Origin of the sequence: Hymenobacter sp. H14-R3 (genome assembly GCF_030063445.1) — a bacterium.
Lineage (GTDB): Bacteria > Bacteroidota > Bacteroidia > Cytophagales > Hymenobacteraceae > Hymenobacter.
This window is the reverse complement of sequence record NZ_JASITD010000027.1, coordinates 39,425-59,927: the sequence shown is the minus strand read 5'-3', so window position 1 is coordinate 59,927 and position 20,503 is coordinate 39,425. Positions and strand designations below refer to the sequence as shown.

The following is a 20,503-nucleotide window of genomic DNA, read 5'->3' as shown; positions in this document are numbered from 1 at the left end:
AATATGGAGTTTTCAAATTTACCCATGTCCCCGGCCGCCTCTACCCTGCGGCTGCGGATAGCGCAGGGGGTGATAGTGTTGTTTCACCTCACGGGCTTCGTGGGGCTGGCTTTCAGCGAGGATAAGTCGTTTTACCTCACCTATACGCCACTTACCCTGGTACTTACGCTGGGGCTACTCGCGGCTTTCCAACCGGGGCGCAACCTGGTATTCTGGCTTTTTGTGGCCCAGGTATTTCTGCTGGGCATGGTGGCCGAGATAGTGGGCACCAACACCGGGCTGCTGTTTGGGCACTACACCTACGGGGCCACGCTGGGGCCGAAGTACATGGGCACGCCCTGGCTTATTGGCCTTAATTGGGTAATGGTCACGTACTTAGCTGGCATGCTGATGACCTACGTGCGGGTACCCGCCCTGGTGCGGGTGCTGCTGGGGGCCGTGCTTATGGTGGGCCTCGACCTGTGCATGGAGCCCGTGGCCGGCCGCTACGACTTCTGGCACTGGACGGGCGAGCTGGTGCCGCTGCGCAATTTCCGCGACTGGTTTTTGCTGGCCCTACTCACGCAGGCGCTTTTCGTGCGCTCGCCCTTTCCCAAGCGCAACGCCTTGGCGCCGCTGGTGTACCTGGTGCAGCTGCTCTTCTTCTTCGGCCTCACCATGCTGGCGCCCTGAGCAAAAAAGCGAAATTTTCCGCGTCTTTTCTGCGTTTGATAGCCAGAGGGCTGACAACCATCCCCAGCAGCCCGGCCCACGTAATACGCTGATTATTTTTGATTTACAATTTTAGAACGCCCCGCCGCTGGCTTTTGAAGCCGAGTGGCGGGGCGGCTTTTTATGAAGAACATTATTTTTTTTGGCGACAGCCTCACGGCCGGATACGGCCTGCCGGCCGCCGATAGCTTCCCGGCCCGCATTCAGGAAAAGCTTAATGCGGCCCATCTCCCCTACCGCGCCCTCAACTACGGCGTGAGCGGCGAAACCAGTGCCGGCGGTCGCCAGCGCCTAGCCTCAGTGCTGGCCCGCCAGGCCCCCGATATATTTATGCTGGCCTTAGGGGCCAATGATGGCCTACGGGGCCTACCCGTGCGCGAAACGGTAGCCAACCTACGCACTATCCTAGCCGAGGTGCGGCGACAATTTCCAACGGCGCAGCTATTGCTAGCGGGCCTGGAAGTGCCTTTCGACCTGGGGCCGCTGGGCCTGCCCGGCCTCAGCCGCTACGCGCAGGAGTTTGGCGGGCTGTTTCGCACCCTGGCCGAGGCCGAAGGTGCGGTATCAATACCCTCACTGCTAGCGGGCGTGCTGGGCCAGCCCCACCTCAACCTAGCCGACCGCGTGCACCCCAACGCCGCCGGCCAGCGCCTGCTGGCCGCCAACGTGTGGGCGGTGCTTGCGCCACTACTGCAAGTAGCGGCCTAGCTACCAGTAAGCAAGAAGACCCGCTTGCAGCATGTGCAAGCGGGTCTTCTTTGTGTACCAGAGACGGTGACAAAACTTACAACTCGGAAGACTCGGTAAACTATTTTATATCAGTCACTTACAGCACAAGTAACAGTGATTCTATTTTAGTAGGGGGCGTAATAGGGGGCGTTTACCCCTGACACCTACTTTAGGAGGATAGCGCGGCCTTCTGCTGCGAAGCCGCGGCCTGGGCGCTTTCTTCCAAATACCGCCGTACCTCGTGGTAGTCGTGGCCCAGCAACTCGATGACTTCCTGCAGGCGCTCCATAACGTGCCCTTGCCGGTCGGGCCGGGGCGGCACGGCCGTGGAGAGGTAGCCGCGCACCTGCCACAGCTGCACCAGGTCCGATACCGGCAGCCGGTAGGGGTCGTAGCCAGGATTGTCGGAGAACAGCTCCACCGTCCCGCGCCGGTCCGTGATAACGTCGCTAATGCGCTTGAGCAGCAGGTTTTCCTGCGTCACTACCACGTAGCACTCCCAGGGCTTAAGCAGGTGCCAACGTTCTACGAAGCTGCACACCACGATATCGCGGTTGCCGAAGGTGGGCGACATACTCAGCCCGTCCACCTCAAAAGCCCGGTAAGTGCCACCCTCGAAGCCAGGGATGTGGTAGGGCGTCATATCCTGGAGGTACACCGCATCATTCATTCGGGAAGGGTAACCGGCCTGCGCCTCACGCGGAAACAGCACCGTATTTTCTTCCCCGTTCTTGTCCACAGTCACCGTCAGCACTTTAAGCGCGTCGCTGTGACTCGTCTCATACTTCGCCGGCGCGACCACTTTGGTAGAAGCAACCTCGTCTCCGGCGGAGGCCGCTCTCGCGCCCTCACGCAGCATCGCCCCCTGACCCAATAGAAGCCAGTCGCTCGACACGGCCGGAAAGGTTTTCAAGAAATCGACCAGAGTAGGAAAACTTGGCTCTGCTCCCTGCAAAATTTTGTACATTTTGCTCGTAGTAGAATACCCCAATTTCTGGGTTACACTATTGGCATTCAAGCTATAATGACCCAATAGCGATTTTATGCGGTCCGTTACAGTGGCAGTGGCTTCCATAAAAAAGTGTATTCAGGTGCCATACTTACGCCTTGGTGCGTGTATGTTTGTACAGTCTTGGCTAGCTCGCCAAAGCAAATGTACGCAACTACAACTAGAATACACACGAACATGGACAGAAATACAAAAGAGCCCACCGAATTGCAAAAGGTGCTCGAACGGCTAGGTCCTGGCCAGTCAGTCGTTAAGGATGCCATTGCCGCCCTTTCCGAGCAGGGAATCACCGTCAGCCGCTCCACTATGTACCAGGTCGTCAACGGCCGCAGCGGCCGGAAGGAGCTGGTAGAAGCCTTCCTGACCGCCGCCGAGGCCGAGCACAAGCGCCGCGAGCAAGTGAAGGAGCGCAGCGCCAAAATCGCCGGGTAGCCATGCAGCACGTCGTCATCATTCCCGAAACGGAGTGGCGGCAGCTCGCTGCCCGCCTTGACCGCCTGGAGCAGGCCGAAACCGCCCGCGCCCTAGCCCACGCCACCCCGCCCGACGAGGTGCTGAACGTGCAGCAGGCCGCTGCCTACATCGGCCTGTCGGCCGAGGCGCTACGCCGGGCCCGCCGCAAAAACCGCATCAAGGGCGTGCGCCTCAACGAGAAAGAGTGGGGCTTCAAACAGTCCGCGCTCGATGCCTACCCCCGGCGCTACCACCGGGCCGCCGCATGAGCCGCCCGCCAACCGGCCGCCTACCCCACCCAATCTATCAGACTACTGACACCACGCAGGCCGGGCACCCATGAATTTTATCCAGCACACCCGCGCCGCCCACGACCAGCTGACCCGGCAGCCCGCCGCCACGCCCTTTCACGTCAGCTTGTACTGGGCGCTGTTTTTTGAGTGGAACGCCGGCCGCTTCCCCGAGTCGCTGGCCCTCGACCACAACCACCTGATGCGCGCCGCCCACATCGGCAGCATCAAGACCTACCGGGCCACGCTCTACGACCTCGAAAACTGGGGCCTCCTGGCCTACCAGCCCAGCAAGTCGAAGTACCAGCCCAGCCGCTGTTTCATGTCGGATTTACTTGGGGCAGAACTGCCCCCGGTAAAAGACCCTACCGGGGGCACAAGTACCCCCGGTGAAAACCAGTCTACCCAGGCCACCTCTGCCCCCGGTACCCACCCCGCACCGGGGCCGGAAGTATCCCAGGTAGCCGCCGCATCGGGGGCAGAAGTGACCCAAGTACTCCTTATAAATGATAAACGAAGTAATAAGAGTAAACCTCTTGTAGAAGTAAACGGCCCCGCCGCCGCTCCTCAAAAAAAAATGGGGGAGGCTTCGCCCGCCAACGAAGGGCTTTCAGGACTGGTCGAAGATTCGCCCGACGATTGCCAGCCGAGGGACTCCTCGGGGGCAGGCGCAGCCCCAAAAAAGAAAGTTGCGCCAAAGAAAATGCGCGTCAAGCATTTGGGTGAAGGGGTACCGGCCGAGGCCACCCGCCCAGCGGCCACCGCCCGCGCCAACGAGCCGCGCCGGCCGCCGCCCCTACCCGAAGTGCTGTTCCGCGAGTCGGCCATCTACGACTTCGCCGCCTTCACCGCCGCCTTCGCGGGCACCGATGGCGCGCTGACCGACCTGCGCCACTACCACCAGCTCATCGACACTTGGAGAGACAAGCAAACCGGCCTTCCGCCCCGCCGAAAAGATTGGGTAGCCACCGCCCGCAGATTCATGCTCAACGATGCTGCCGATAACCGCCTCAAACTCGCTCCCGGTACCCAGCCCTACCAGCCCGGCCAGCCCAGCCCCGACCCCGGAACACGGCCTGCTGCAACTGGCTACCGCTCCAAGTACGATGCGTGAGCTGGCCGCTACCCCCTGCCCCGAGGCCCGCGCCCTGCTGGCCGAGGTGTCGGTGGGCCTCACCGTGGCCCAGGCCGCCGCCGCGCCCAAGCTGTTTCAGCTGCGCCACCGCCTAGGCGAAACAGTCCTGGTGAAGCTGCTGGTGGTAGTGCTGCGGGCCTTTGTAGACTCGCTGCGCGTGCCCGACAAGCCCGACGCGGCCGACATCCTGGAGCTGGCCGATAACCTGGCCCACACCTACACCCACGATAGCCTGAAAGACATCATTCTGGCACTGAAGGAGGCCCGCACCAGTGGCACCAAGTTTTACCAGTCGCTCGATGTGAGCACGTTGTACCGCCTCATCCAGGAGTATTTCACCCGCAAAGCTGCCTACCTCGAAAACCGCCACCTCGACCAGAAAGCCGCCGGGGCCGGCCAGCAGGCCCAGGACGTGCGGCTGTTGGGCGAAGCCGCTCCCCGGATGCTCGACAACGTGGCCCAGCAGATTCCGCCCGGCCACCCCAACGCCGAAACGCTCCGCACCGCGCTGACCATCACCAACGGCAAGGCCCGGCGCGGCCTCCTCACGCCTGAAGAAGCGCAGGCTCAGCGGGCAAACATCCGCAAGGCTACCCAGCGCAAGCCCCGCCCCGACTGGCAGCCCAGCCCCGTGGCCCAGCGCCGCATCGACCAGCGCAACCGGGCCGAAGACCGCGCCATCCTGGAGAAATACCGCCGCCCTACCCCCTAGCGCCATGCCCCACCCGCAACCCACCACTCCCGAGCAACGCCTCACCGAGCTACGGCGCGAGCTGGAAACCCGCGAACGGGTGTACCCCGATTGGGTCCGCACCAACCGCCTTAGCCAGCGCACCGCCGACCACCGCGAGCAGGTAATCCGCGACGTGCTGGCCGACCTCGAAAACCTGTATCAGGTGCGGCCCTCGCTCGTGCAGGGCCAGCTATTCGCTCCCAACCAGCTGCCCGCCCCCCAGCCGCGGCCGGGCCGGGGCCTCTACGCCGACCACTAGCCCCGCCCATGATTGCCCAAAAGCACGACCAGCTACCCCTCGATTTTGGCACGATGAAGGCCGGCGAGATAACCAGCGCCATCATTGCCTACCTCACCCGCCACGGCTTCAAAGTGTGGCGCCAGAACACCAGCGGCATCTACGACCAGGCCACCGGCCGCTGGCGCAAGAACCCCCAGGGCTGCAACGGCGTGCCCGATATCATCGGCTTTCGCCTCGCTGACGGGGTATTCGTGGGCGTCGAAGTGAAGGCCGGCCGCGACACCCTGCGCGACGACCAGAAGCTGTTTCTCAACGAGCTAAAGCAAGCCGGCGGCGTGGCCTTCGTCGCCTACGATTTTGCCCAGTTCCAACAGTCATTCGAGGGCCGGGGCCTTCATCTTCAGCCCCATTAGCTCAGTGAACACTTGCCGCACCACTATATCTAGTGAAACTCAGGTTGTGCCGTAGCAATGGTAAACCTTCCAGCGTCACTCTTGCTTGGCGCTTATCAAAGACTACTTTCGTTGTCCAAAGATTTTCACTATCCTTTTTGAGGCGCTTTTTGGTTTCTTCTATGCCTTCTGTATCCAAGTCCACGCGCTTGCCCCTCATTTCTACCGACCTCACTGCCGTCCTGCTCGACCAACTGCGCGAAGCAGTTCCTCAGGTGTTCAGCGAAGGCCACGTCGATTTTGTCAAGTTGCAAGCGGCCCTAGGTGCCCACCTCGACGACAATGCCGAACGCTACGGCCTGAACTGGGCTGGCAAACGCGAAGCCTTCCGCAACGTGCAAAATCCTAGCCGGGGCACCCTGCGCCCTCAGCGCGACGAAAGCGTGAACTGGGATACCACCGAAAACCTCATCATCGAGGGCGACAACCTCAAAGTCCTCAAACTACTGCAAAAGGCCTATCATGCGCAGGTAAAGCTGATTTACATCGACCCGCCCTACAACACCGGCAACGAGTTCATCTATCCCGATAACTTCTATGAAGAAAAGGACGATTACTTGCGGGCTACCGGCCAGCTCAGCGACGAAAACACCGCCACTACCACTAATAAAGAAACCAACGGCCGCTACCATTCCAACTGGCTCAACATGATGTACCCCCGCCTATTTCTGGCGCGGAACCTCATGAAAGAGGACGGAGTAATTTTGGTGAGCATCGACGACCATGAAGTTAACAACCTGCGCCTGTTGATGGACGAGGTGTTCGGGGAGGAGAATTTTGTGGCCTGCATGGTTTGGGAAAAAGGCCGGAAAAACGATGCCAAGCTGATTTCGGTCGGCCACGAATATCTCTTGGTTTATGCCCGCTCGCAACAGTTTCTACGCGAGAAAAACACGGTGTGGCGCGAAGAAAAACCTGGTGCCCGCGACATTTGGGATAAATACACCGCACTGCGGGCCGCCCACGGCCCCGACGATGCCGCCATCGAACAAGGCATGAGCGCCTGGTACAGTGCCTTGCCCCGCAGCCACCCGGCCAAGAAGTGGAGCCGCTACAAGCGGGTGGACGAACACGGCCCCTGGCGCGACCGCGACATTTCGTGGCCCGGCGGCAATGGCCCCCGCTACGATGTGATTCATCCCATAACCGGGCTGCCCTGCGCCGTCCCGGAGCGAGGCTGGATTTATGCTAAGCCAGAAGAAATGGAGCGGCAGATTCAGGCAGGGCTGGTCGTGTTTCGCGACGACCACACCCAGCCGCCTTTCCGCAAGGCGCATATCCGGCCCGTCGCGGCCGAGTTGCTGGCCGAAGAAGCTACTGGCTCCGACGACGAAACCAACGACGCTACTGATGACGATGACCTGACCGAAGGCTTCGCCACCCAGGTTCGGGGCAGCTATTTCTACAAGCAGTCGCAGGTAGCCGTGAAAGCCCTGCGAAAACTGCTGGGCGGTAAGCTCTTCGACAACCCCAAAGACCACGAAGAGCTGGCCAAGCTGTTTCAGTACGTAATGGGTAGCGACACCACGGGGCTCGTGCTCGACTTTTTTGGTGGGTCGGGCACCACTGCCGAAGCCGTGCTGCGCCTGAACCAGGAAGACGGGGGCACCCGTCGTTTTTTGCTAGTTCAGCTCGACGAAGCTACTTCCCACACCAAGTACCCGACCATCGCGCACATCACCCGCGAACGGGTACGCCGGGTGGGGGCGGTACTCCAGAATAACGACGCAAGCAAACTGGCCCTGTACCCCCAGCCACCTACCGACCTTGGCTTTCGGGCCTTCCACTACGACACCAGCAATTTCAAGCTCTGGCAACCGGATGAAGCTGCTGGCTCTGACAGTGCTAACCTGGCCAAGCAACTGAGCCTTTATGCCGACCACCTGATGCCCGACCGCAGCGAAGATGATGTGCGCTACGAGCTGATGCTCAAAACCGGCCTGCCGCTGTCCAGCACCATGCAGGGATTTAAAGCGGCCGGGCTGCCCGCCGTAGCCGTGGCCGATGGCTCGGTGGTTATCTGCCTGGCGCCGCACCTCACCCGCGAAGCTCTGCGCGAGTTGTTCGCCCCGGCCCCCAAAACTGGCCGGCCCGCGCCGCGCCTGGTGCTATGCCTCGATGCGTCGTTCGACGGCAACGATGCGCTAAAAACAAACGCCGTGCTGGAAGCCCAGACGGCAGGGGTAACTTTTAAGACGGTATAGGAGATGAAAGTAACGCAACAGGTAATCGAGCAGATTAAGATTACTCAACTTAAAAATCTGCGTGATGTCACTATCGTATTTGACCCCACTAAACATCTGACTGCCCTTCTTGGGCCTAATGGCTGTGGAAAATCCACTTTATTACATTTGCTGGCTGCGTCTTTCAATCAGTCGTATGTAAAGGCAGGGAATACTGGTCAGGAGCAAGGAGAAACTCGTCTTTTTTCAAGTTTTTTTGCTGGTACTCCGCACGCGACATGGTCAGGCACTAGCGCTGAAATTATTCATAAGTTTACTAAAGAGGGGGCTTCTAAACCTTCTCGTGCGGTACTTAAAATTCGGAAGAAGACAGCGGGCTGGACTCCTCAACCAGCCAGTAGACCGCCGCGAGAAACCTATTTTATTGGCGTTTCAACCGCTTCGCCTGACATTGAGACTCTCGGTGGCGGTGAGCAAGTACCGTTTCAAACCAGCGTCGTTGGAACGAAGACAGCAAAAAAAATACTAGAAATTCTCAGCACCGTTTTCAATCGGAGCTACACCAGTTTGAATAGTCACGAAGCCGGACGAGAGAGGCCTTTGATTGGCCTTACTTATGAACAAACGTCTTATTCGTCTCTGGCAATGGGTGCCGGTGAGCAGCGTGCGATTCGCATCTTGGAAAAGGTCTTGGCAGCTGGTCCAAACGCCCTTATTCTAATCGACGAGATTGACTTGTTGTTTCACACGGAGGCCCTTAATCGTTTTTTGGCGGAACTGCATAAAATCGCACAAGACAAAGACACCCAAATTATTTTTACTACTCACCGCGAACAAATAGCTGCCCTTACCGACATTATTGCGGTTCGACATTTATACCGCAGTCAGCAACCTCCTTATCAAACCTTAGTATTCGACACAACCAAGCCTGATGCTCTTTTTCGATTAACTGGCATTTCTACTCGCCCACTCCGAATATCGGGTGAAGACATTATTGCTAAAGCAATTATCACGAAGGTTGCCAATGACTTAGGAATGCTCCGCCACGTTGAGGTATTGACTTACGGCTCGGCTGAGAATTGTTATACCTTGGCCGCCGCCCTTGTCATGAATAAGGAGCCAAAGCTTACCAATCACCTCTTGGTTCTGGATGGAGACGTCAACTGCGATGCCGCAGCACGCAGGCGCGGAGTTTCCAAAGTCCTCAACGGAACTGAAATCGATATTGCGGAAAGGCAGCAAAAAGCAATTGACCGAATCATTCAATTGCGTCCTTCTAACGGTGTAAACCCCGAAAAGGCAATCCATGAGATGGTAAAATCTCTTCTCACTGGCAGCAATGCAGGGGATGATGAAATCATACGCGCTGCACAAGCTGTGAGTGTTGTGAGAGATAAACACAATTTTGTAAACAAAGTAGTAGAGCGTCTGGGCGTTGATTTCCTGCGAGGTGTAGATATGATGATTTCAGTGGCTGCAAAATCTCCAGCTTGGCCAACATACATAGCTGAGATAAATGATTGGCTGGCAATGAAGAAGCCCGAGGTAGAGGAACACGCTAACTGATGTTGGGAGCTATGAAAATCAAATTCGACAGCAACCAGCCTTACCAACGCCACGCCATTGACGCGGTGGTTAACCTGTTCGAGGGCCAGCCTTTGCGCGAGGGCGCTTTTTCATTCAGCCTAGCCAGCCCAACCGAGTTGATTGGCGAGTTAGGGCTGGCCAACCACCTAGCTCTTGACGATGCGGCGCTGCTGGCCAACCTGCGCCAGGTGCAAGCAGCTAACGAGCTACCCGAAAGTGAAGTCTTGGACGGACGCAACTTTTCGGTAGAGATGGAAACTGGCACCGGCAAAACCTACGTGTATTTGCGAAGCATTTTTGAGCTGTACCAGCGCTACGGCTTTGCCAAGTTCATTATTGTAGTGCCCAGCGTAGCTATTCGGGAGGGTGTGTTATCAAGCCTGGGGCTGATGGAAACGCATTTTCGCACCCTCTACGACAACGTAGCCTACGACCGGTGGGTGTATGATTCGCGACAGTTTGCGCGGCTTCGGCAGTTTGCCCAAAGCACGGCCCTGCAAATTATGGTGATGAACATTGACTCGTTTAACAAGCAAGCCAACAACGTCATTTATCAGGAGAAGGACCAACTTTCGGGCCGCCGGCCGATTGAGTTTGTGCAAGCATCCCAACCCATTGTCATCCTTGACGAGCCGCAGAATATGGAGAGCGGCCCGGCCCGGCAAGCCATTGCCAGCCTAAATCCGCTGTGCACGCTGCGTTACTCGGCCACGCACCGCCACGCCTACAATCTGGTGTACAAGCTCGACCCGGTGCGTGCCTACGACCTGAAACTGGTGAAGCGCATCCAGGTCAGCTCCGTCCTCGACGACCCCGATTTCAACCAGCCCTACATTCAGGTACAGGGTATCAGCGCCACCAAAACGCAGGTATCGGCCAAGCTGCTGCTCGATGTGAACGACAAAGCTGGCCCCAAGCGCAAGCCCGTCACGATTGGCGCGGGGGGCATTGATTTGCTGGAAAAGACCAACGGGCGCGAAAACTACAACGGCTACATCATCGATGAAATTAACGCCGCCGATGGGTTCGTGAGCTTCACAAATGGGTTACAGCTATTTGTGGGCCAAAGTCACGGTGGCCGCACCGACGACGTGATGCGTGTGCAGATTCGGGAAACCGTAAAGGAGCACCTCGACAAAGAGTTACAAGTGGCTCGGATACTGCCACCTGCGGCCCTAGGTGCGGCGGCACAGCTCAAAGTACTGTCGCTTTTCTTTATCGACCGGGTGGCCAACTACGCGGCCGAAGATGGTAAAATCCGTTACTGGTTTATCAGTGCCTACGAGGAGCTAGCCGCACTACCGAAGTACAAAAGCCTAGCCCTACCGCCTGTAGACAAGGTCCACAATGGCTATTTTTCAGCCTATAAAAACGTGCCCAAGGACACCCGTGGCGATACCGCGGCCGACGATGAAGCCTACCGCCTCATCATGCAGGCCAAAGAAGAATTGTTGTCGCCGGAAGTGCCGCTACGTTTCATTTTCAGCCACTCGGCCCTGCGCGAGGGCTGGGACAATCCGAACGTGTTCCAGATTTGCACGCTGAACGAAACGAAATCGGAGGTTAAAAAGCGGCAGGAAATAGGCCGTGGATTGCGCCTGCCGGTACTGGCTACCGGTGAGCGGTGTTTCGACGAAAGCATCAACAAGCTGACCGTAGTTGCCAACGAGCACTACGACGAGTTTGCGCGGCAGCTGCAGCAGGAAATGGCCGACGACTTTGGCATAAATTTCACGGGCCGCATCGTGAACAAGCGCGAGGTTGAAACCGTCCGTCTGGTGCCCGGCTGGCAGTTCAACGCCGATTTTTTGGAACTCTGGAACCGCATCAAGCCCCAAACGCGCTACGCCGTGCAGTACAGCACCGCCGATTTGATTCGGCAGGCAGCCAAGCGTCTGGCCGCAGGCCCCAAAGTAACCGCCGCCCGCATCAACATCGAAAAAACAGAGATAAAAATTAGCGGTGCAGGTGTTGACACACAATTGCTGAGTGTACGCGAAGCCAGTGCCGGTTACCAGGCCGCAGTGCCCATGCCCGACTTGTTGGCCTACCTACAAGCCAAAACCGAGTTGACCCGCAAGACGCTGGCCGAAATTCTGATTCAGTCGGGCCGCCTCGACGATGCTGTACGCAACCCGCAGCAGTTTTTGGAACAGGCCCACAAGGCCATCGATACCGAGTTGAAGGAACTGATGGTAGCCGGCATCAAGTACGAGCGGATTGAAAACCAGGACTACGAAATGCTGCTTTTCGGGCAGCGCGAATTGAGTGGTGCTCTCACAAGCCTGCTGCCCGTAAACCATAGTATCTACGATGCGGTGCTGTTTGATTCTGAAGTGGAGCGCAGCTTTGCCAAAGCCCTGAGCGAACGCACTGATATCAAGCTATTCGTGAAACTGCCGGCTTGGTTTAAAATCGAAACCCCCATCGGCACATACAACCCTGACTGGGCCATTGTGAAAGAGGAAGACGAAAAACTGTATTTGGTGCGTGAGACTAAATCGAATAAGGAGGAAATGAAGCTTCGCGGGTCAGAATGGGCTAAAATCCAGTGTGGCCAAGCTCATTTTGACGCTCTAAATGTTGATTTTGCGGTTACTACTTCAGCAACTGAAATCTAAAATAATCCACAAAAGCAACGGGGACAGCCATTCGGACATCACGCTCGGCTGACTGCCCCCGTTGGTTACGGTAGTGCCGGAACCGGCTATCTACTTGCACTGTCACGCTTCTTATGAAAGAGTTGCAAAAACATACTAACGGACGCGTGTACAAGTATTTATTTTTGCCCATGCCATAGCCGCAGCGTTTGCTTAACTATGCTCCAACCCCTTCCCACCCGCATCTACCGCATAACCCACCTCGATAACCTCCTGGCCACGCTGCAGCAGGGCATTTTCTGCCGCAACCACCCTACCCCGGCCACCATTACCTACCGCAACATCGGCGATGCCAGCCTGACCGACCGGCGCAACCGTATCGCCGTCACGCTCCCGCCCGGCGGTTTTCTCAACGACTACGTGCCCTTCTACCTCGGCCCGCGCAGCCCCATGCTCTACCGCATCAGCAAGCACGCGCCCCAGTCCGAGATTATCTACCTGCTCAGCAACGTGCAGCGCATCCAGCAGCTAGGCCTGCCCTACGTGTTCACCGACGGCCACGCCTTTGAAATCCTCACTTCCTTCCACCAAAGCCCCACCGACCTAGCCAACTTAGCTTGGGCTGATATCTACGCCGACCAGTGGAAGCCGACCCTGCAAAACCCTAATTTGCAGCGTCACAAACAGGCCGAGTTTCTCGTTCACCAGTTCGTACCCGTGAATGCTTTGGTAGGAATTGCTGTTCAAAATACCCATATTCGCACCCAGGTTGAGCAGATTGTGCAGCAGGCCGGCCTCGCGCTACCCGTTCGCGAATGGCCCGCTTGGTACTATTAAGCCGCCTTGCCCACCCCACTCCCCATGATTACCACTGCCGAAGGCAACCTGCTCCAGGCCCCCGCCGATGCCCTCATCAACACCGTCAATACCGAGGGTGTCATGGGCAAAGGCATTGCCCTGCAGTTCAAGGAAGCCTTCGACCTCAACTACCGCCTCTACCGCCAGGCCTGCAAGGAGCAGCGCGTCCGCGTCGGTGAGATGTTCGTCACCGAAACCCACGAGCTGGTCGGCCCGCGCTTCATTATCAACTTCCCCACCAAGCGCCATTGGAAGGAGAAGTCCCGCGTCGAATACATCACCGACGGCCTACAGGACTTGAAGCGCGTTATCACCGAGTGCGGCATTACGTCAGTAGCCATGCCCCCCCTCGGCTGCGGCAACGGTGGCCTCGACTGGCAGCAGGTGCGCCCCCTCATTGTGCAGGCTATGGCCGATGTGGCCGTGCCTGTCCAGCTCTACGAGCCCTCCGCTACCATTTCCAAGCGGGAGCGCAAGCCCGAAGCCGCGGCTCAAAAGCTGACGCCCGCCCGGGCCATGCTGCTGGCTGCCATGCGCGCCTATTCGTCGCTCGGCTACAGCCTTACCCTTATCGAAGTGCAGAAGCTGGCCTACTTCCTCCAGCGCCTCGGCGAGCCGCTAAAGCTCAACTTCCAGAAAGCCCAATACGGCCCTTATGCCGACAACCTCAGTCACGTCCTGCAGCGCATGGATGGGGCCTACCTGCGTGGCATGCACTACAAAGAAGCCCGGCCGTTCGAAGAGTTGACCCTGATGGAGGATAAGTTTTCCGAAGTTGACGACTACATCGCGCAGCAGCTCACCCCCAAGCAGAAGCAGCAAGTCTCCCACCTCACCCACCTCATCGAAGGCTTCGAGTCGCCCTTGGGCATGGAGCTACTGGCCACCGTCGACTACCTGCTCGATGCCCGCGAAGCCCAGGACCTCGACAGTCTCATTCACGCCGTGGGCCAGTGGAACCCCCGCAAGCAGCGCGTCCTCACCCCCGAATACCTAAGCTTGGCCCTGGGCCGTCTCACCGAGCAGCCCATCCTGGCAACCAGAGTTCCCGCTTAAGCAAAGCACAATTACTCAAATCACCAATGGGGTCTCCAATTACCCGGCTGGTTTAAGTAGCTACGCAGGCAGCGTAACTTCACCAGCCTTAATAGCGCCAAGGCATTAAGTTGGGGAGCGTAAATTCTTCGTCGCACGTTCATGGTCTGGCTCCTAGTTTCCTTGTCATGATGCGACCCAACGAATACCACGTCATTCTTCAAAATTTCCCAGTCGCACCTGGTAAGCTACCAATGCGGGTAGTGGGACCGCTAAGCGAGCAACTTCTGAAGTTAGCTGTAGGAGTAGTACGCCTCAATTTTGAAGGCCGCAGCGACCGGCCCGGTAAGCAACCAGAATGGGTACAAACGGCTACCGACATTAATTACACAGCCCTCGAATCTGCACCCAACGGTCAAACTGGATTAGCCCTCGAAGCTCCCCAACTCGGCGACGTATTAGTTGGTGGGGCCTACCAAGGCTTTTTTCAGGAACCCCTCGGCACCGGTGATATAGCCCGCGAATCGGCGCTGGGACTTACCATTCAGGCTATTCAACAAGCCACAGGCCAGGTAGTAGCTCCCGCCGGCAGTGGTCTAGTAGACCGGGGTATCCTACGCCAGCTCCAAAATATGGCCGACCTCTTTCCTGTTGGCAACGACCAAGCTAGCTTATTAATCCACAACCAGCAGGAGGCTAGCCGGGTAGTTATAAACCGCAAAGTATTGCGCGAGCTACGAACCTCTGGCGTTCAAATTCAGGCACCTGAGCGAGTACAAGTAAGCGGCCAGTTGGAAGCCATGCAGTTTTCCGCCGCCGACGCACGAGTAATCGTCGACAACCGCAAAATTCGCATCTTTATTCCACCCGCCCTGCTAAGGGGCCTAGGCCAGTTCTTTGGTCAGAACGTCTTGGTACAGGGCTTGGCTAATTACAACGCCGCCGGGCAGATAACTGCCATTGAAGCCAAAACCATCACCGAAGCTACTCCTCAACAGTTCACACTGTTCCAGCAACTACCTCGCTCCATGAGCATAGCTCCGAGTCTGGAGCAGTTGCGCAAAGAGCAGAAGTACAGAGGCAATGATGTCGCCAAAGTGCGTCAGTTGGCACGAGAGATGAACATTGAGGAATCGTATGAAGAATTGCTCCAACAACTACGTGACAACGCCTGATTAGCATGCCCTACGTCGTTTTGGACACCAATATTGTGCTTGCCTACGTGCGTGGGCATCAACCCGTCATGCAAGTCTTTGAGGCCGCTTATCCTCCTCAGCAATACGATTATATTATCAGTGTTGTAACCCGAGCAGAAATGTATGTGCTGGCCCGTTGCAATAACTGGGGGCCATCCAAGACCGACAAAATGAATGAGTTGCTCAATAGCTACTTGCAGGTGCGAGTAGATTCCGAGCCGCTCTTTGAAGCGTATGCTCAAATAGACGAGTTTGGGCAGAAGAATCCTAACCCCTTGCGAGCAACTACCGCCCGCCATATGGGTAAAAACGACCTCTGGATTGCGGCTACTGCCAACCTCTATGGGGCGGCCCTAGCTACGGCCGACAAGGATTTTGACCATCTAGCAAACCATTTCTTTCCCCTTACTTACGTAAGCTCATAGCCGCTTAGGTCAGTAAACCTTACTTGCACTCGCTACTACGCTCCCCGTCGTGATAGCATACCAGGGCGAGTTTTTTTTATATTTATCCAACGTTAACCTAATACTGACGGGGCCAGCTAACCGAGTAGCACGCCCGGCCAGCTGGCCCCGTTGTTTGCGGTGGTGGTGCAGGAGCCGGCTACTTACCGGCCTGGTCGCGCTTCTTGTCCACGAGCTGCAAAATGACGCTAACCACAGCGTGAACGAGTAGTTGCCAGAGCTTCATCGGTGAAAAATGGGGTAAAAGGGTGAAGGAAAAGAAAGGGTTGCGGCTGGCTCGCGGCTCAGCTCAGCACTTCGAAATGCGGCCGGTCCTTGAACCCCGGCCAGTCGCCGCCCCAATGCACCCGCGCATCGGCGGCCTTCATCAGCCGGGCGAACTTGGAGAGAAGCAGCCCCGACCACACCACCGACCCGTCGGCCAGCAGAAAAGCCACGTCTAGCGCCGGCGCGGGCAGCTTGTTGTGGTTCGACTCACCGCCCCGCTTGTATGTCACCACGGGGCCGGGAGCCGTACGGCCATGCCTATAAAGCTCATCCTGCCGCTCGGGGCTCCGGTAGCTTTCCGTCACGATAGGTCGCCCCAGGAGCCGCAGCACCGGGTCACCTAGCCAACGCCCCAGCGCGTGCGAGTAGGCCGCGGCCAGACAGGGCACCGCCTCAGCCAGCCGGGCAGCCTGCCTCCCAACCTGAGCCGCAGAAAGCACCGGCGCGATGCGGGCCGGCCTAACCGCCGATGGAAGCTCAGGTGCGGCGGGCTTATTCGGCGACATGGGCAGCATCAGCGGCAGCGGGAGGGGTAGCAACAGCAGCAGGTGAAGCCACAGGAGCCGCAACCACCCCGACAGCGGGCAGCTTAACCACTGATTCCGGCCGCTGAAACATCTTGCGGACAGTGGCATAGATAGTCACGATGCCCACCACCACCTGAATTACAACGTGCACGAAAGTTTCTATTTCGTTAGCTGTGGGCGGCGTAAAAGCCGAGGTTCCTATTTCCCAAACCGCACCGGTACTGAGAATATGGCCGATATGGCCCAGTTTTGAGCTGCTAAATAACATGGCTTACTAAAGTAGAAGTCAAAAGATGCACTTTAGTACAAACTTACGCAATTGATAATAAGTAAGCCATCAATCCGCGGGCGTATTATGATTGCATTATTCTGGGTGCATCCCCCTCCGCTTCCGTTGGTCGCTCCGGGGGTCGGGCTGTCCAGGGCTCCGCTTCGCTGCGGTGCTGCGCACAGCTCCCGTTGGTCGCTCCCTTCCCATCCCTTGCACACTCCAGCAGCAGCTCAGTGACCCGGTAGTGACGACCCGCCAGCGGGCCCGGCAGCGCCGGAAAGAGGCGCAGCCGGCCCCTACCGAAACCCACCCCCGGCCCGCCCGTCGCCTGCATTCCCGCCACTCCCTGCGCCACGCTGCGCTACGTTCGATTCGTCGCTTCGTTCCTCCGCTCCTCACTCACTACGCTTGCTAGGCTCCAGTCGCTCTGGTCATTGCGGCACCGTGCCAGCCTCTACCTCCCCACCTACTGCTGATGCCTAAGAAGCTGCAGCACCACCGCCTACGGGCCGGCCAGCTTCCAAAAGTCAGCCCGCCGCCCCTACCGAAACCCACCGCCTCGGCCCGCCTTCCGTTGGGCGGCCAGCCTCTTTCTCACGCACCGCAACAGCAGAAGCCGCCCACCGCAGCCCGCCGCCAACCCACCATAGCCCACGCCGCGCGTCAGGCAGCAGTGGCCACGGCACCGGTGATACAGCCAGCCGCAAGCCAGCCGCACCGCGCCAGCCGCTAGAAAAAGCGGCCCGCGCTCAGCTGTCAGCCAGCCGCAGTTTCAGTACCCAAGCGCGCCCAGCGCTTCGGCTGAGCCACTCGCTCCGCTCTGCTGCATTCGGGTTCAGCCTCCGCTTACCGTCGCCCCGCATCCTGACGCCAGCCCCCCACACCGGCCCAGGTTTCCAATGCGCAAGGTCGCCGCCTCCCGTTGGTCGGCACCTCCCATGCGCGGAGGACCCCTCTGGGGCACTGGCCGTAGCCCACGCACCGCTCGCGAGCAGACTAGAGTAGCGCCAGATGCGGCGGAAACGAGGCCAGGGCGCGGCTCAGAGCGGCAAAGGTTCCGGCGGCGGCCACAGCGGCCCCTGGCTAAAACACAAGGCCCGCTTCGCGGAGGGTTTGTCTGGGGGCAGCCCCCAGGCCCCCGGCATCTATGCCCAGGCTAGCGCCCGGTCATCTTCCTCGGTTTCCGCAGCCAGAAAAGGCCGCTACACCCTCACAAGGCCCGCTTCGCGGAGAGTGTGCGGCCTGTGGCGCGCACCGGGGGCCTCACGGCCGGCCCCCAACCCCCCTGGCCGAGGGCTCTCAGTGTGTTGTGGCAGGCGGGACCGCGCCAGCGGCCCCCAGTGGCCCCAGCGGTGCAAGCCTCACAGGCCCAGCCCGCCCGCCACTGGGCCCGCGCCAGGTGCCGGGGCAGCCAGCCACTCGCAGCGTCGGCCCAGCCGGGCAGCGGCGCGGGCGGTGCTCAGCGTCCCCCGGCTTTTCCCGTCCCATACTACCAGCACCACATCGGCGAAGGCCACTATTGCGGCATTGCGCACATGAGGGGCGGCCGGGCCGTGGGTGCGGTAATCGGGCCGCAGCACCCGCAGCGACACCCCATTGGCCCGCGCCCATTCCGCGCCCAGCGTGTCGGGGCCAGCAGCGCCGCCGCTCACCACCTCAGCGGGGGCCAGCTCAGCCAGCCGGGCCAGCAGCGCCGCGCACGTCATCAGTCCCCGGCTGCCCACTACCGCCACCACCAGGCCCAGCGTTACCGCCTTTGCATTTTGCACATTTTTCATATCACTAAGATACAATACCCCGGTGTATTCTGGTACATATTATGACAAACTATTTTATCACTTTGGTGTATCTTTTCCTACTTTAGTACGTATATTTGTTATGTAGTCGGGGGGGAGGCCCCCGGCGCTTCGCGCCCGCGGCGCTAGCTGGGCCCGGCCAGCACCGCAGCGCATTTCACGCCTAACCCATACAGGCCATGTTTACCCCCGTTCAATTTCATGCTTTGGCCGCTGCCGCCTGGGCCGGTGCCCCGCTCGCAGCTTGCCACGTCGGCACTTCCGGCCAGCCAGGCCATTTCTCCTACCAGGTCAGCTACTTCTCGCTGGGCTGGCAGCAGGCCACCGCGCAGCAGCCCGCCAGCGGCTTCTACTCCGTGGCTTGCGTCGGCTGCCCGTTTCAGGCCGTCGAGCAGGCACTTTTTACCGCCTACCGTGCTGGCGCGCTGGGCGTTTTCGAGTATGAGCAGGGCCGCCAGGTAGTCGCGCAGGCCGAAACAATATTCGCGGGGGTTCGGGCTCCCGCCCAGCTTGCGCCGGCAGCGCCCGCCCTTATCCAGTGCGCGGCTTGCAAGTGCGATAGCACTACCGACCCCTTCGGCGTGGGCTGCGATTGCGTGTGGCTGGCCATGCACCAAAGCGTCGGGGCCCATGCTTAGCACCGTGCAGCAGGCAGTGGCTCCCGCAGTGGGGGCCACCAGCCAGCGACTCCGCGAAACGCTGGCCCGCCTCGATGCCGCGCTGGCCCGCCCAGCTACCAGCCGCCCGGCCGCGCCCGCCGCCGGGCCGCCGCCCGACTCCAAGAGCCAGGCCGCCTACTTCGAGCTATGCCGGGCGCAGTCGGCCAAGTATGAGGCCGACCGGGCATTCTGGGAGGTGCGCGACCACTACCACGGCCCCGGCCGCAAGCGGCGCAAGCAAGCAGCCCGGCTGGCCCAGGCCGCCGCCCGCGCCCGCTACGCCGCCGCCGCGCAGGCCTACCACGCCAGCCCCAGGGGCCGCGCCGAGGCCGCCGTCCGCGCCGACTATAACGCCCGCTACGGCACCAACCTGTAAGTCGCCCAGCCCATGCCCGCCTTGCTTGCTCCCAGCTTCGCCCAGGTCGCGGCGGCGCTGTTTCCGCTCCCCGGCTGCACCATCGGTGGCTACTCGTTCGCCCACGGCCGCCGCTTTACCATCGTCGTGAGCACTCCGGCCGGGCTGGCTTGCCCCCGCGAGTACCGCGCCACCGGGGCCTGCCGGTGGGAGGCGCTGGCCGCAGTCGTCGGCCTTTTCAACGACAGCGCCCACGCCTACCCCGGCGCCCGGCCCCACGCTACCCCGGCAGCTACGCGCCGCGCTAGCCGCCCCCATCCCCATCCCAACCCATCAACCGGGGGCCGCCCTCAGCGCGCCGGCCCCGCATCCCTTGCCCCAAAATGCCCCGCACCAACTACCAGCCCCATTTGCTCGACCCGCACAGCGCCGAGCCCCAGCCCGTCAGCCCCGCCAACGGCAAGAGCTTCAAACTGGCCGAGTTGTACGCCATGCTCAACTGCCGCACCGTCGATGTGGTGCGCCTCACCGATGAGCTGATTTTGATAATCGACGACGAAGGCAAGTTCCGCGAACCGGCCTACCTCAACCTGCTGGCTACCTACCTCTGGCACCAGCACCAGCCCGCCGCCCGCGGCGTCGATGCCATCGTGGGCCGCGCCATTCTCTGCCACGACAAGCAATTCCGCTAGCCACCTAGGGGCCGGCTACCCGATGCCGGCCCCGCATACCAATCCCGCCATGAAAGCCCCGATTTTCCGCGCCTACATCCGCCGCTGGCCCGCCGGCGGCTACATCTGGCAGGCCCGCCAGCCATTCAGCGCCACCACTGCCAACAACGACAGCCCGACCCGCGCCGGGGCCATCCGCGACATCATCCGCGACTGCCGCCACTTCCAGGACATACACGAGCACCCCGACCCGCACCGGGCCTAACCTATAAACGGCGTAG

The 20,503-nt window shown here is 59.6% G+C and carries 23 protein-coding genes; 19 read left to right on the top strand and 4 right to left on the bottom strand.

Annotation, left to right across the window (positions count from 1 at the left end; genetic code table 11):
* The first annotated feature begins 24 nt into the window (after positions 1-24).
* Together QMK33_RS19550 and QMK33_RS19545 are read left to right on the top strand one after the other, a co-directional pair.
* A complete protein-coding gene (locus tag QMK33_RS19550; RefSeq protein WP_283566310.1) occupies positions 25-672 on the top strand; it encodes a carotenoid biosynthesis protein in 648 nt (215 codons plus the stop codon).
* A gap of 162 nt (positions 673-834) precedes the next feature.
* Positions 835-1,419 (top strand): arylesterase, encoded by a 585-nt coding sequence (locus QMK33_RS19545; protein WP_283566309.1) that lies wholly within the window; start codon positions 835-837, stop codon positions 1,417-1,419.
* A gap of 190 nt (positions 1,420-1,609) precedes the next feature.
* Here the strand turns inward: QMK33_RS19545 and QMK33_RS19540 are convergent, their stop codons facing one another.
* Positions 1,610-2,353 carry a S24 family peptidase gene (locus tag QMK33_RS19540; protein WP_283566308.1) on the bottom strand — a complete coding sequence of 248 codons (744 nt, stop codon included), beginning with the start codon at positions 2,351-2,353 and terminating at the stop codon, positions 1,610-1,612.
* Between the two features lie 273 nt (positions 2,354-2,626).
* On the opposite strand from QMK33_RS19540, the gene QMK33_RS19535 reads away from it, so the two are divergent.
* The 13 genes from QMK33_RS19535 to QMK33_RS19475 all read left to right on the top strand — a co-directional run bounded on the left by QMK33_RS19535 (position 2,627) and on the right by QMK33_RS19475 (position 15,637).
* Positions 2,627-2,881: a hypothetical protein gene (locus QMK33_RS19535; RefSeq protein ID WP_283566307.1), complete on the top strand. Its 255-nt coding sequence runs from the start codon at positions 2,627-2,629 to the stop codon at positions 2,879-2,881.
* A 2-nt stretch (positions 2,882-2,883) separates the two neighbouring features.
* The gene (locus tag QMK33_RS19530) at positions 2,884-3,171 is read left to right on the top strand and encodes a helix-turn-helix domain-containing protein (protein WP_283566306.1); all 288 of its coding nucleotides are present in this window, start codon (positions 2,884-2,886) and stop codon (positions 3,169-3,171) included.
* A 70-nt stretch (positions 3,172-3,241) separates the two neighbouring features.
* A complete protein-coding gene (locus QMK33_RS19525) occupies positions 3,242-4,306 on the top strand; it encodes a hypothetical protein (protein ID WP_283566305.1) in 1,065 nt (354 codons plus the stop codon).
* A complete protein-coding gene (locus tag QMK33_RS19520; RefSeq protein WP_283566304.1) occupies positions 4,299-5,039 on the top strand; it encodes a hypothetical protein in 741 nt (246 codons plus the stop codon). The genes QMK33_RS19525 and QMK33_RS19520 overlap by 8 nt, the downstream gene beginning before the upstream one ends.
* Before the next feature lie 4 nt (positions 5,040-5,043).
* Complete coding sequence (locus tag QMK33_RS19515; protein ID WP_283566303.1) at positions 5,044-5,319, top strand: hypothetical protein; 276 nt, start codon at positions 5,044-5,046, stop codon at positions 5,317-5,319.
* An 8-nt stretch (positions 5,320-5,327) separates the two neighbouring features.
* Positions 5,328-5,714 carry a VRR-NUC domain-containing protein gene (locus QMK33_RS19510; RefSeq protein ID WP_283566302.1) on the top strand — a complete coding sequence of 129 codons (387 nt, stop codon included), beginning with the start codon at positions 5,328-5,330 and terminating at the stop codon, positions 5,712-5,714.
* A 161-nt stretch (positions 5,715-5,875) separates the two neighbouring features.
* Positions 5,876-7,957, top strand: a complete 2,082-nt coding sequence (locus tag QMK33_RS19505; RefSeq protein WP_283566301.1) for a site-specific DNA-methyltransferase — start codon at positions 5,876-5,878, stop codon at positions 7,955-7,957.
* A 3-nt stretch (positions 7,958-7,960) separates the two neighbouring features.
* Positions 7,961-9,502, top strand: a complete 1,542-nt coding sequence (locus QMK33_RS19500; RefSeq protein ID WP_283566300.1) for an AAA family ATPase — start codon at positions 7,961-7,963, stop codon at positions 9,500-9,502.
* Positions 9,503-9,513: 11 nt separating this feature from the next.
* Positions 9,514-12,144, top strand: coding sequence for a restriction endonuclease (locus QMK33_RS19495; RefSeq protein WP_283566299.1), 2,631 nt, complete (start codon positions 9,514-9,516; stop codon positions 12,142-12,144).
* A gap of 198 nt (positions 12,145-12,342) precedes the next feature.
* Positions 12,343-12,960, top strand: a complete 618-nt coding sequence (gene darT / locus QMK33_RS19490) for a type II toxin-antitoxin system toxin DNA ADP-ribosyl transferase DarT (RefSeq protein WP_283566298.1) — start codon at positions 12,343-12,345, stop codon at positions 12,958-12,960.
* 24 nt (positions 12,961-12,984) lie between these two features.
* Positions 12,985-14,037: a type II toxin-antitoxin system antitoxin DNA ADP-ribosyl glycohydrolase DarG gene (gene darG / locus QMK33_RS19485; protein ID WP_283566297.1), complete on the top strand. Its 1,053-nt coding sequence runs from the start codon at positions 12,985-12,987 to the stop codon at positions 14,035-14,037.
* A 167-nt stretch (positions 14,038-14,204) separates the two neighbouring features.
* On the top strand, positions 14,205-15,191 hold the full coding sequence (locus QMK33_RS19480; protein WP_283566296.1) for a hypothetical protein: 987 nt from the start codon (positions 14,205-14,207) through the stop codon (positions 15,189-15,191).
* Between the two features lie 5 nt (positions 15,192-15,196).
* Complete coding sequence (locus tag QMK33_RS19475) at positions 15,197-15,637, top strand: type II toxin-antitoxin system VapC family toxin (protein ID WP_283566295.1); 441 nt, start codon at positions 15,197-15,199, stop codon at positions 15,635-15,637.
* A gap of 323 nt (positions 15,638-15,960) precedes the next feature.
* Here the strand turns inward: QMK33_RS19475 and QMK33_RS19470 are convergent, their stop codons facing one another.
* The 3 genes from QMK33_RS19470 to QMK33_RS19460 form a co-directional block, all read right to left on the bottom strand.
* Positions 15,961-16,176: a M15 family metallopeptidase gene (locus QMK33_RS19470; RefSeq protein ID WP_283566294.1), complete on the bottom strand. Its 216-nt coding sequence runs from the start codon at positions 16,174-16,176 to the stop codon at positions 15,961-15,963.
* Between the two features lie 259 nt (positions 16,177-16,435).
* A complete protein-coding gene (locus QMK33_RS19465; protein WP_283566293.1) occupies positions 16,436-16,738 on the bottom strand; it encodes a hypothetical protein in 303 nt (100 codons plus the stop codon).
* A 1,364-nt stretch (positions 16,739-18,102) separates the two neighbouring features.
* On the bottom strand, positions 18,103-18,519 hold the full coding sequence (locus QMK33_RS19460; protein ID WP_283566292.1) for an SLOG family protein: 417 nt from the start codon (positions 18,517-18,519) through the stop codon (positions 18,103-18,105).
* A gap of 224 nt (positions 18,520-18,743) precedes the next feature.
* On the opposite strand from QMK33_RS19460, the gene QMK33_RS19455 reads away from it, so the two are divergent.
* From QMK33_RS19455 to QMK33_RS19440, 4 genes are all read left to right on the top strand, one after another.
* Positions 18,744-19,175: a hypothetical protein gene (locus QMK33_RS19455; protein WP_283566291.1), complete on the top strand. Its 432-nt coding sequence runs from the start codon at positions 18,744-18,746 to the stop codon at positions 19,173-19,175.
* On the top strand, positions 19,168-19,572 hold the full coding sequence (locus QMK33_RS19450; protein ID WP_283566290.1) for a hypothetical protein: 405 nt from the start codon (positions 19,168-19,170) through the stop codon (positions 19,570-19,572). The genes QMK33_RS19455 and QMK33_RS19450 overlap by 8 nt, the downstream gene beginning before the upstream one ends.
* Positions 19,573-19,934: 362 nt before the next feature.
* Complete coding sequence (locus QMK33_RS19445; RefSeq protein WP_283566289.1) at positions 19,935-20,243, top strand: DUF3846 domain-containing protein; 309 nt, start codon at positions 19,935-19,937, stop codon at positions 20,241-20,243.
* A gap of 49 nt (positions 20,244-20,292) precedes the next feature.
* Complete coding sequence (locus tag QMK33_RS19440) at positions 20,293-20,487, top strand: hypothetical protein (RefSeq protein WP_283566288.1); 195 nt, start codon at positions 20,293-20,295, stop codon at positions 20,485-20,487.
* The last annotated feature ends 16 nt before the right edge of the window (positions 20,488-20,503 follow it).

Excerpts from the sequence above, each read along its gene's own strand:
- QMK33_RS19460 (WP_283566292.1), bottom strand. The coding sequence starts at position 18,519 with ATGAAAAATGTGCAAAATGCAAAGGCGGTAACGCTGGGCCTGGTGGTG.
- QMK33_RS19515 (WP_283566303.1), top strand. The coding sequence starts at position 5,044 with ATGCCCCACCCGCAACCCACCACTCCCGAGCAACGCCTCACCGAGCTA.
- QMK33_RS19545 (WP_283566309.1), top strand. The coding sequence starts at position 835 with ATGAAGAACATTATTTTTTTTGGCGACAGCCTCACGGCCGGATACGGC.
- QMK33_RS19535 (WP_283566307.1), top strand. The coding sequence starts at position 2,627 with ATGGACAGAAATACAAAAGAGCCCACCGAATTGCAAAAGGTGCTCGAA.
- QMK33_RS19505 (WP_283566301.1), top strand. The coding sequence starts at position 5,876 with ATGCCTTCTGTATCCAAGTCCACGCGCTTGCCCCTCATTTCTACCGAC.
- QMK33_RS19495 (WP_283566299.1), top strand. The coding sequence starts at position 9,514 with ATGAAAATCAAATTCGACAGCAACCAGCCTTACCAACGCCACGCCATT.
- darG (WP_283566297.1), top strand. The coding sequence starts at position 12,985 with ATGATTACCACTGCCGAAGGCAACCTGCTCCAGGCCCCCGCCGATGCC.
- QMK33_RS19445 (WP_283566289.1), top strand. The coding sequence starts at position 19,935 with ATGCCCCGCACCAACTACCAGCCCCATTTGCTCGACCCGCACAGCGCC.
- QMK33_RS19450 (WP_283566290.1), top strand. The coding sequence starts at position 19,168 with ATGCTTAGCACCGTGCAGCAGGCAGTGGCTCCCGCAGTGGGGGCCACC.
- QMK33_RS19520 (WP_283566304.1), top strand. The coding sequence starts at position 4,299 with ATGCGTGAGCTGGCCGCTACCCCCTGCCCCGAGGCCCGCGCCCTGCTG.
- QMK33_RS19500 (WP_283566300.1), top strand. The coding sequence starts at position 7,961 with ATGAAAGTAACGCAACAGGTAATCGAGCAGATTAAGATTACTCAACTT.
- QMK33_RS19440 (WP_283566288.1), top strand. The coding sequence starts at position 20,293 with ATGAAAGCCCCGATTTTCCGCGCCTACATCCGCCGCTGGCCCGCCGGC.
- darT (WP_283566298.1), top strand. The coding sequence starts at position 12,343 with ATGCTCCAACCCCTTCCCACCCGCATCTACCGCATAACCCACCTCGAT.
- QMK33_RS19550 (WP_283566310.1), top strand. The coding sequence starts at position 25 with ATGTCCCCGGCCGCCTCTACCCTGCGGCTGCGGATAGCGCAGGGGGTG.
- QMK33_RS19510 (WP_283566302.1), top strand. The coding sequence starts at position 5,328 with ATGATTGCCCAAAAGCACGACCAGCTACCCCTCGATTTTGGCACGATG.
- QMK33_RS19480 (WP_283566296.1), top strand. The coding sequence starts at position 14,205 with ATGATGCGACCCAACGAATACCACGTCATTCTTCAAAATTTCCCAGTC.
- QMK33_RS19530 (WP_283566306.1), top strand. The coding sequence starts at position 2,884 with ATGCAGCACGTCGTCATCATTCCCGAAACGGAGTGGCGGCAGCTCGCT.
- QMK33_RS19525 (WP_283566305.1), top strand. The coding sequence starts at position 3,242 with ATGAATTTTATCCAGCACACCCGCGCCGCCCACGACCAGCTGACCCGG.
- QMK33_RS19465 (WP_283566293.1), bottom strand. The coding sequence starts at position 16,738 with ATGTTATTTAGCAGCTCAAAACTGGGCCATATCGGCCATATTCTCAGT.
- QMK33_RS19475 (WP_283566295.1), top strand. The coding sequence starts at position 15,197 with ATGCCCTACGTCGTTTTGGACACCAATATTGTGCTTGCCTACGTGCGT.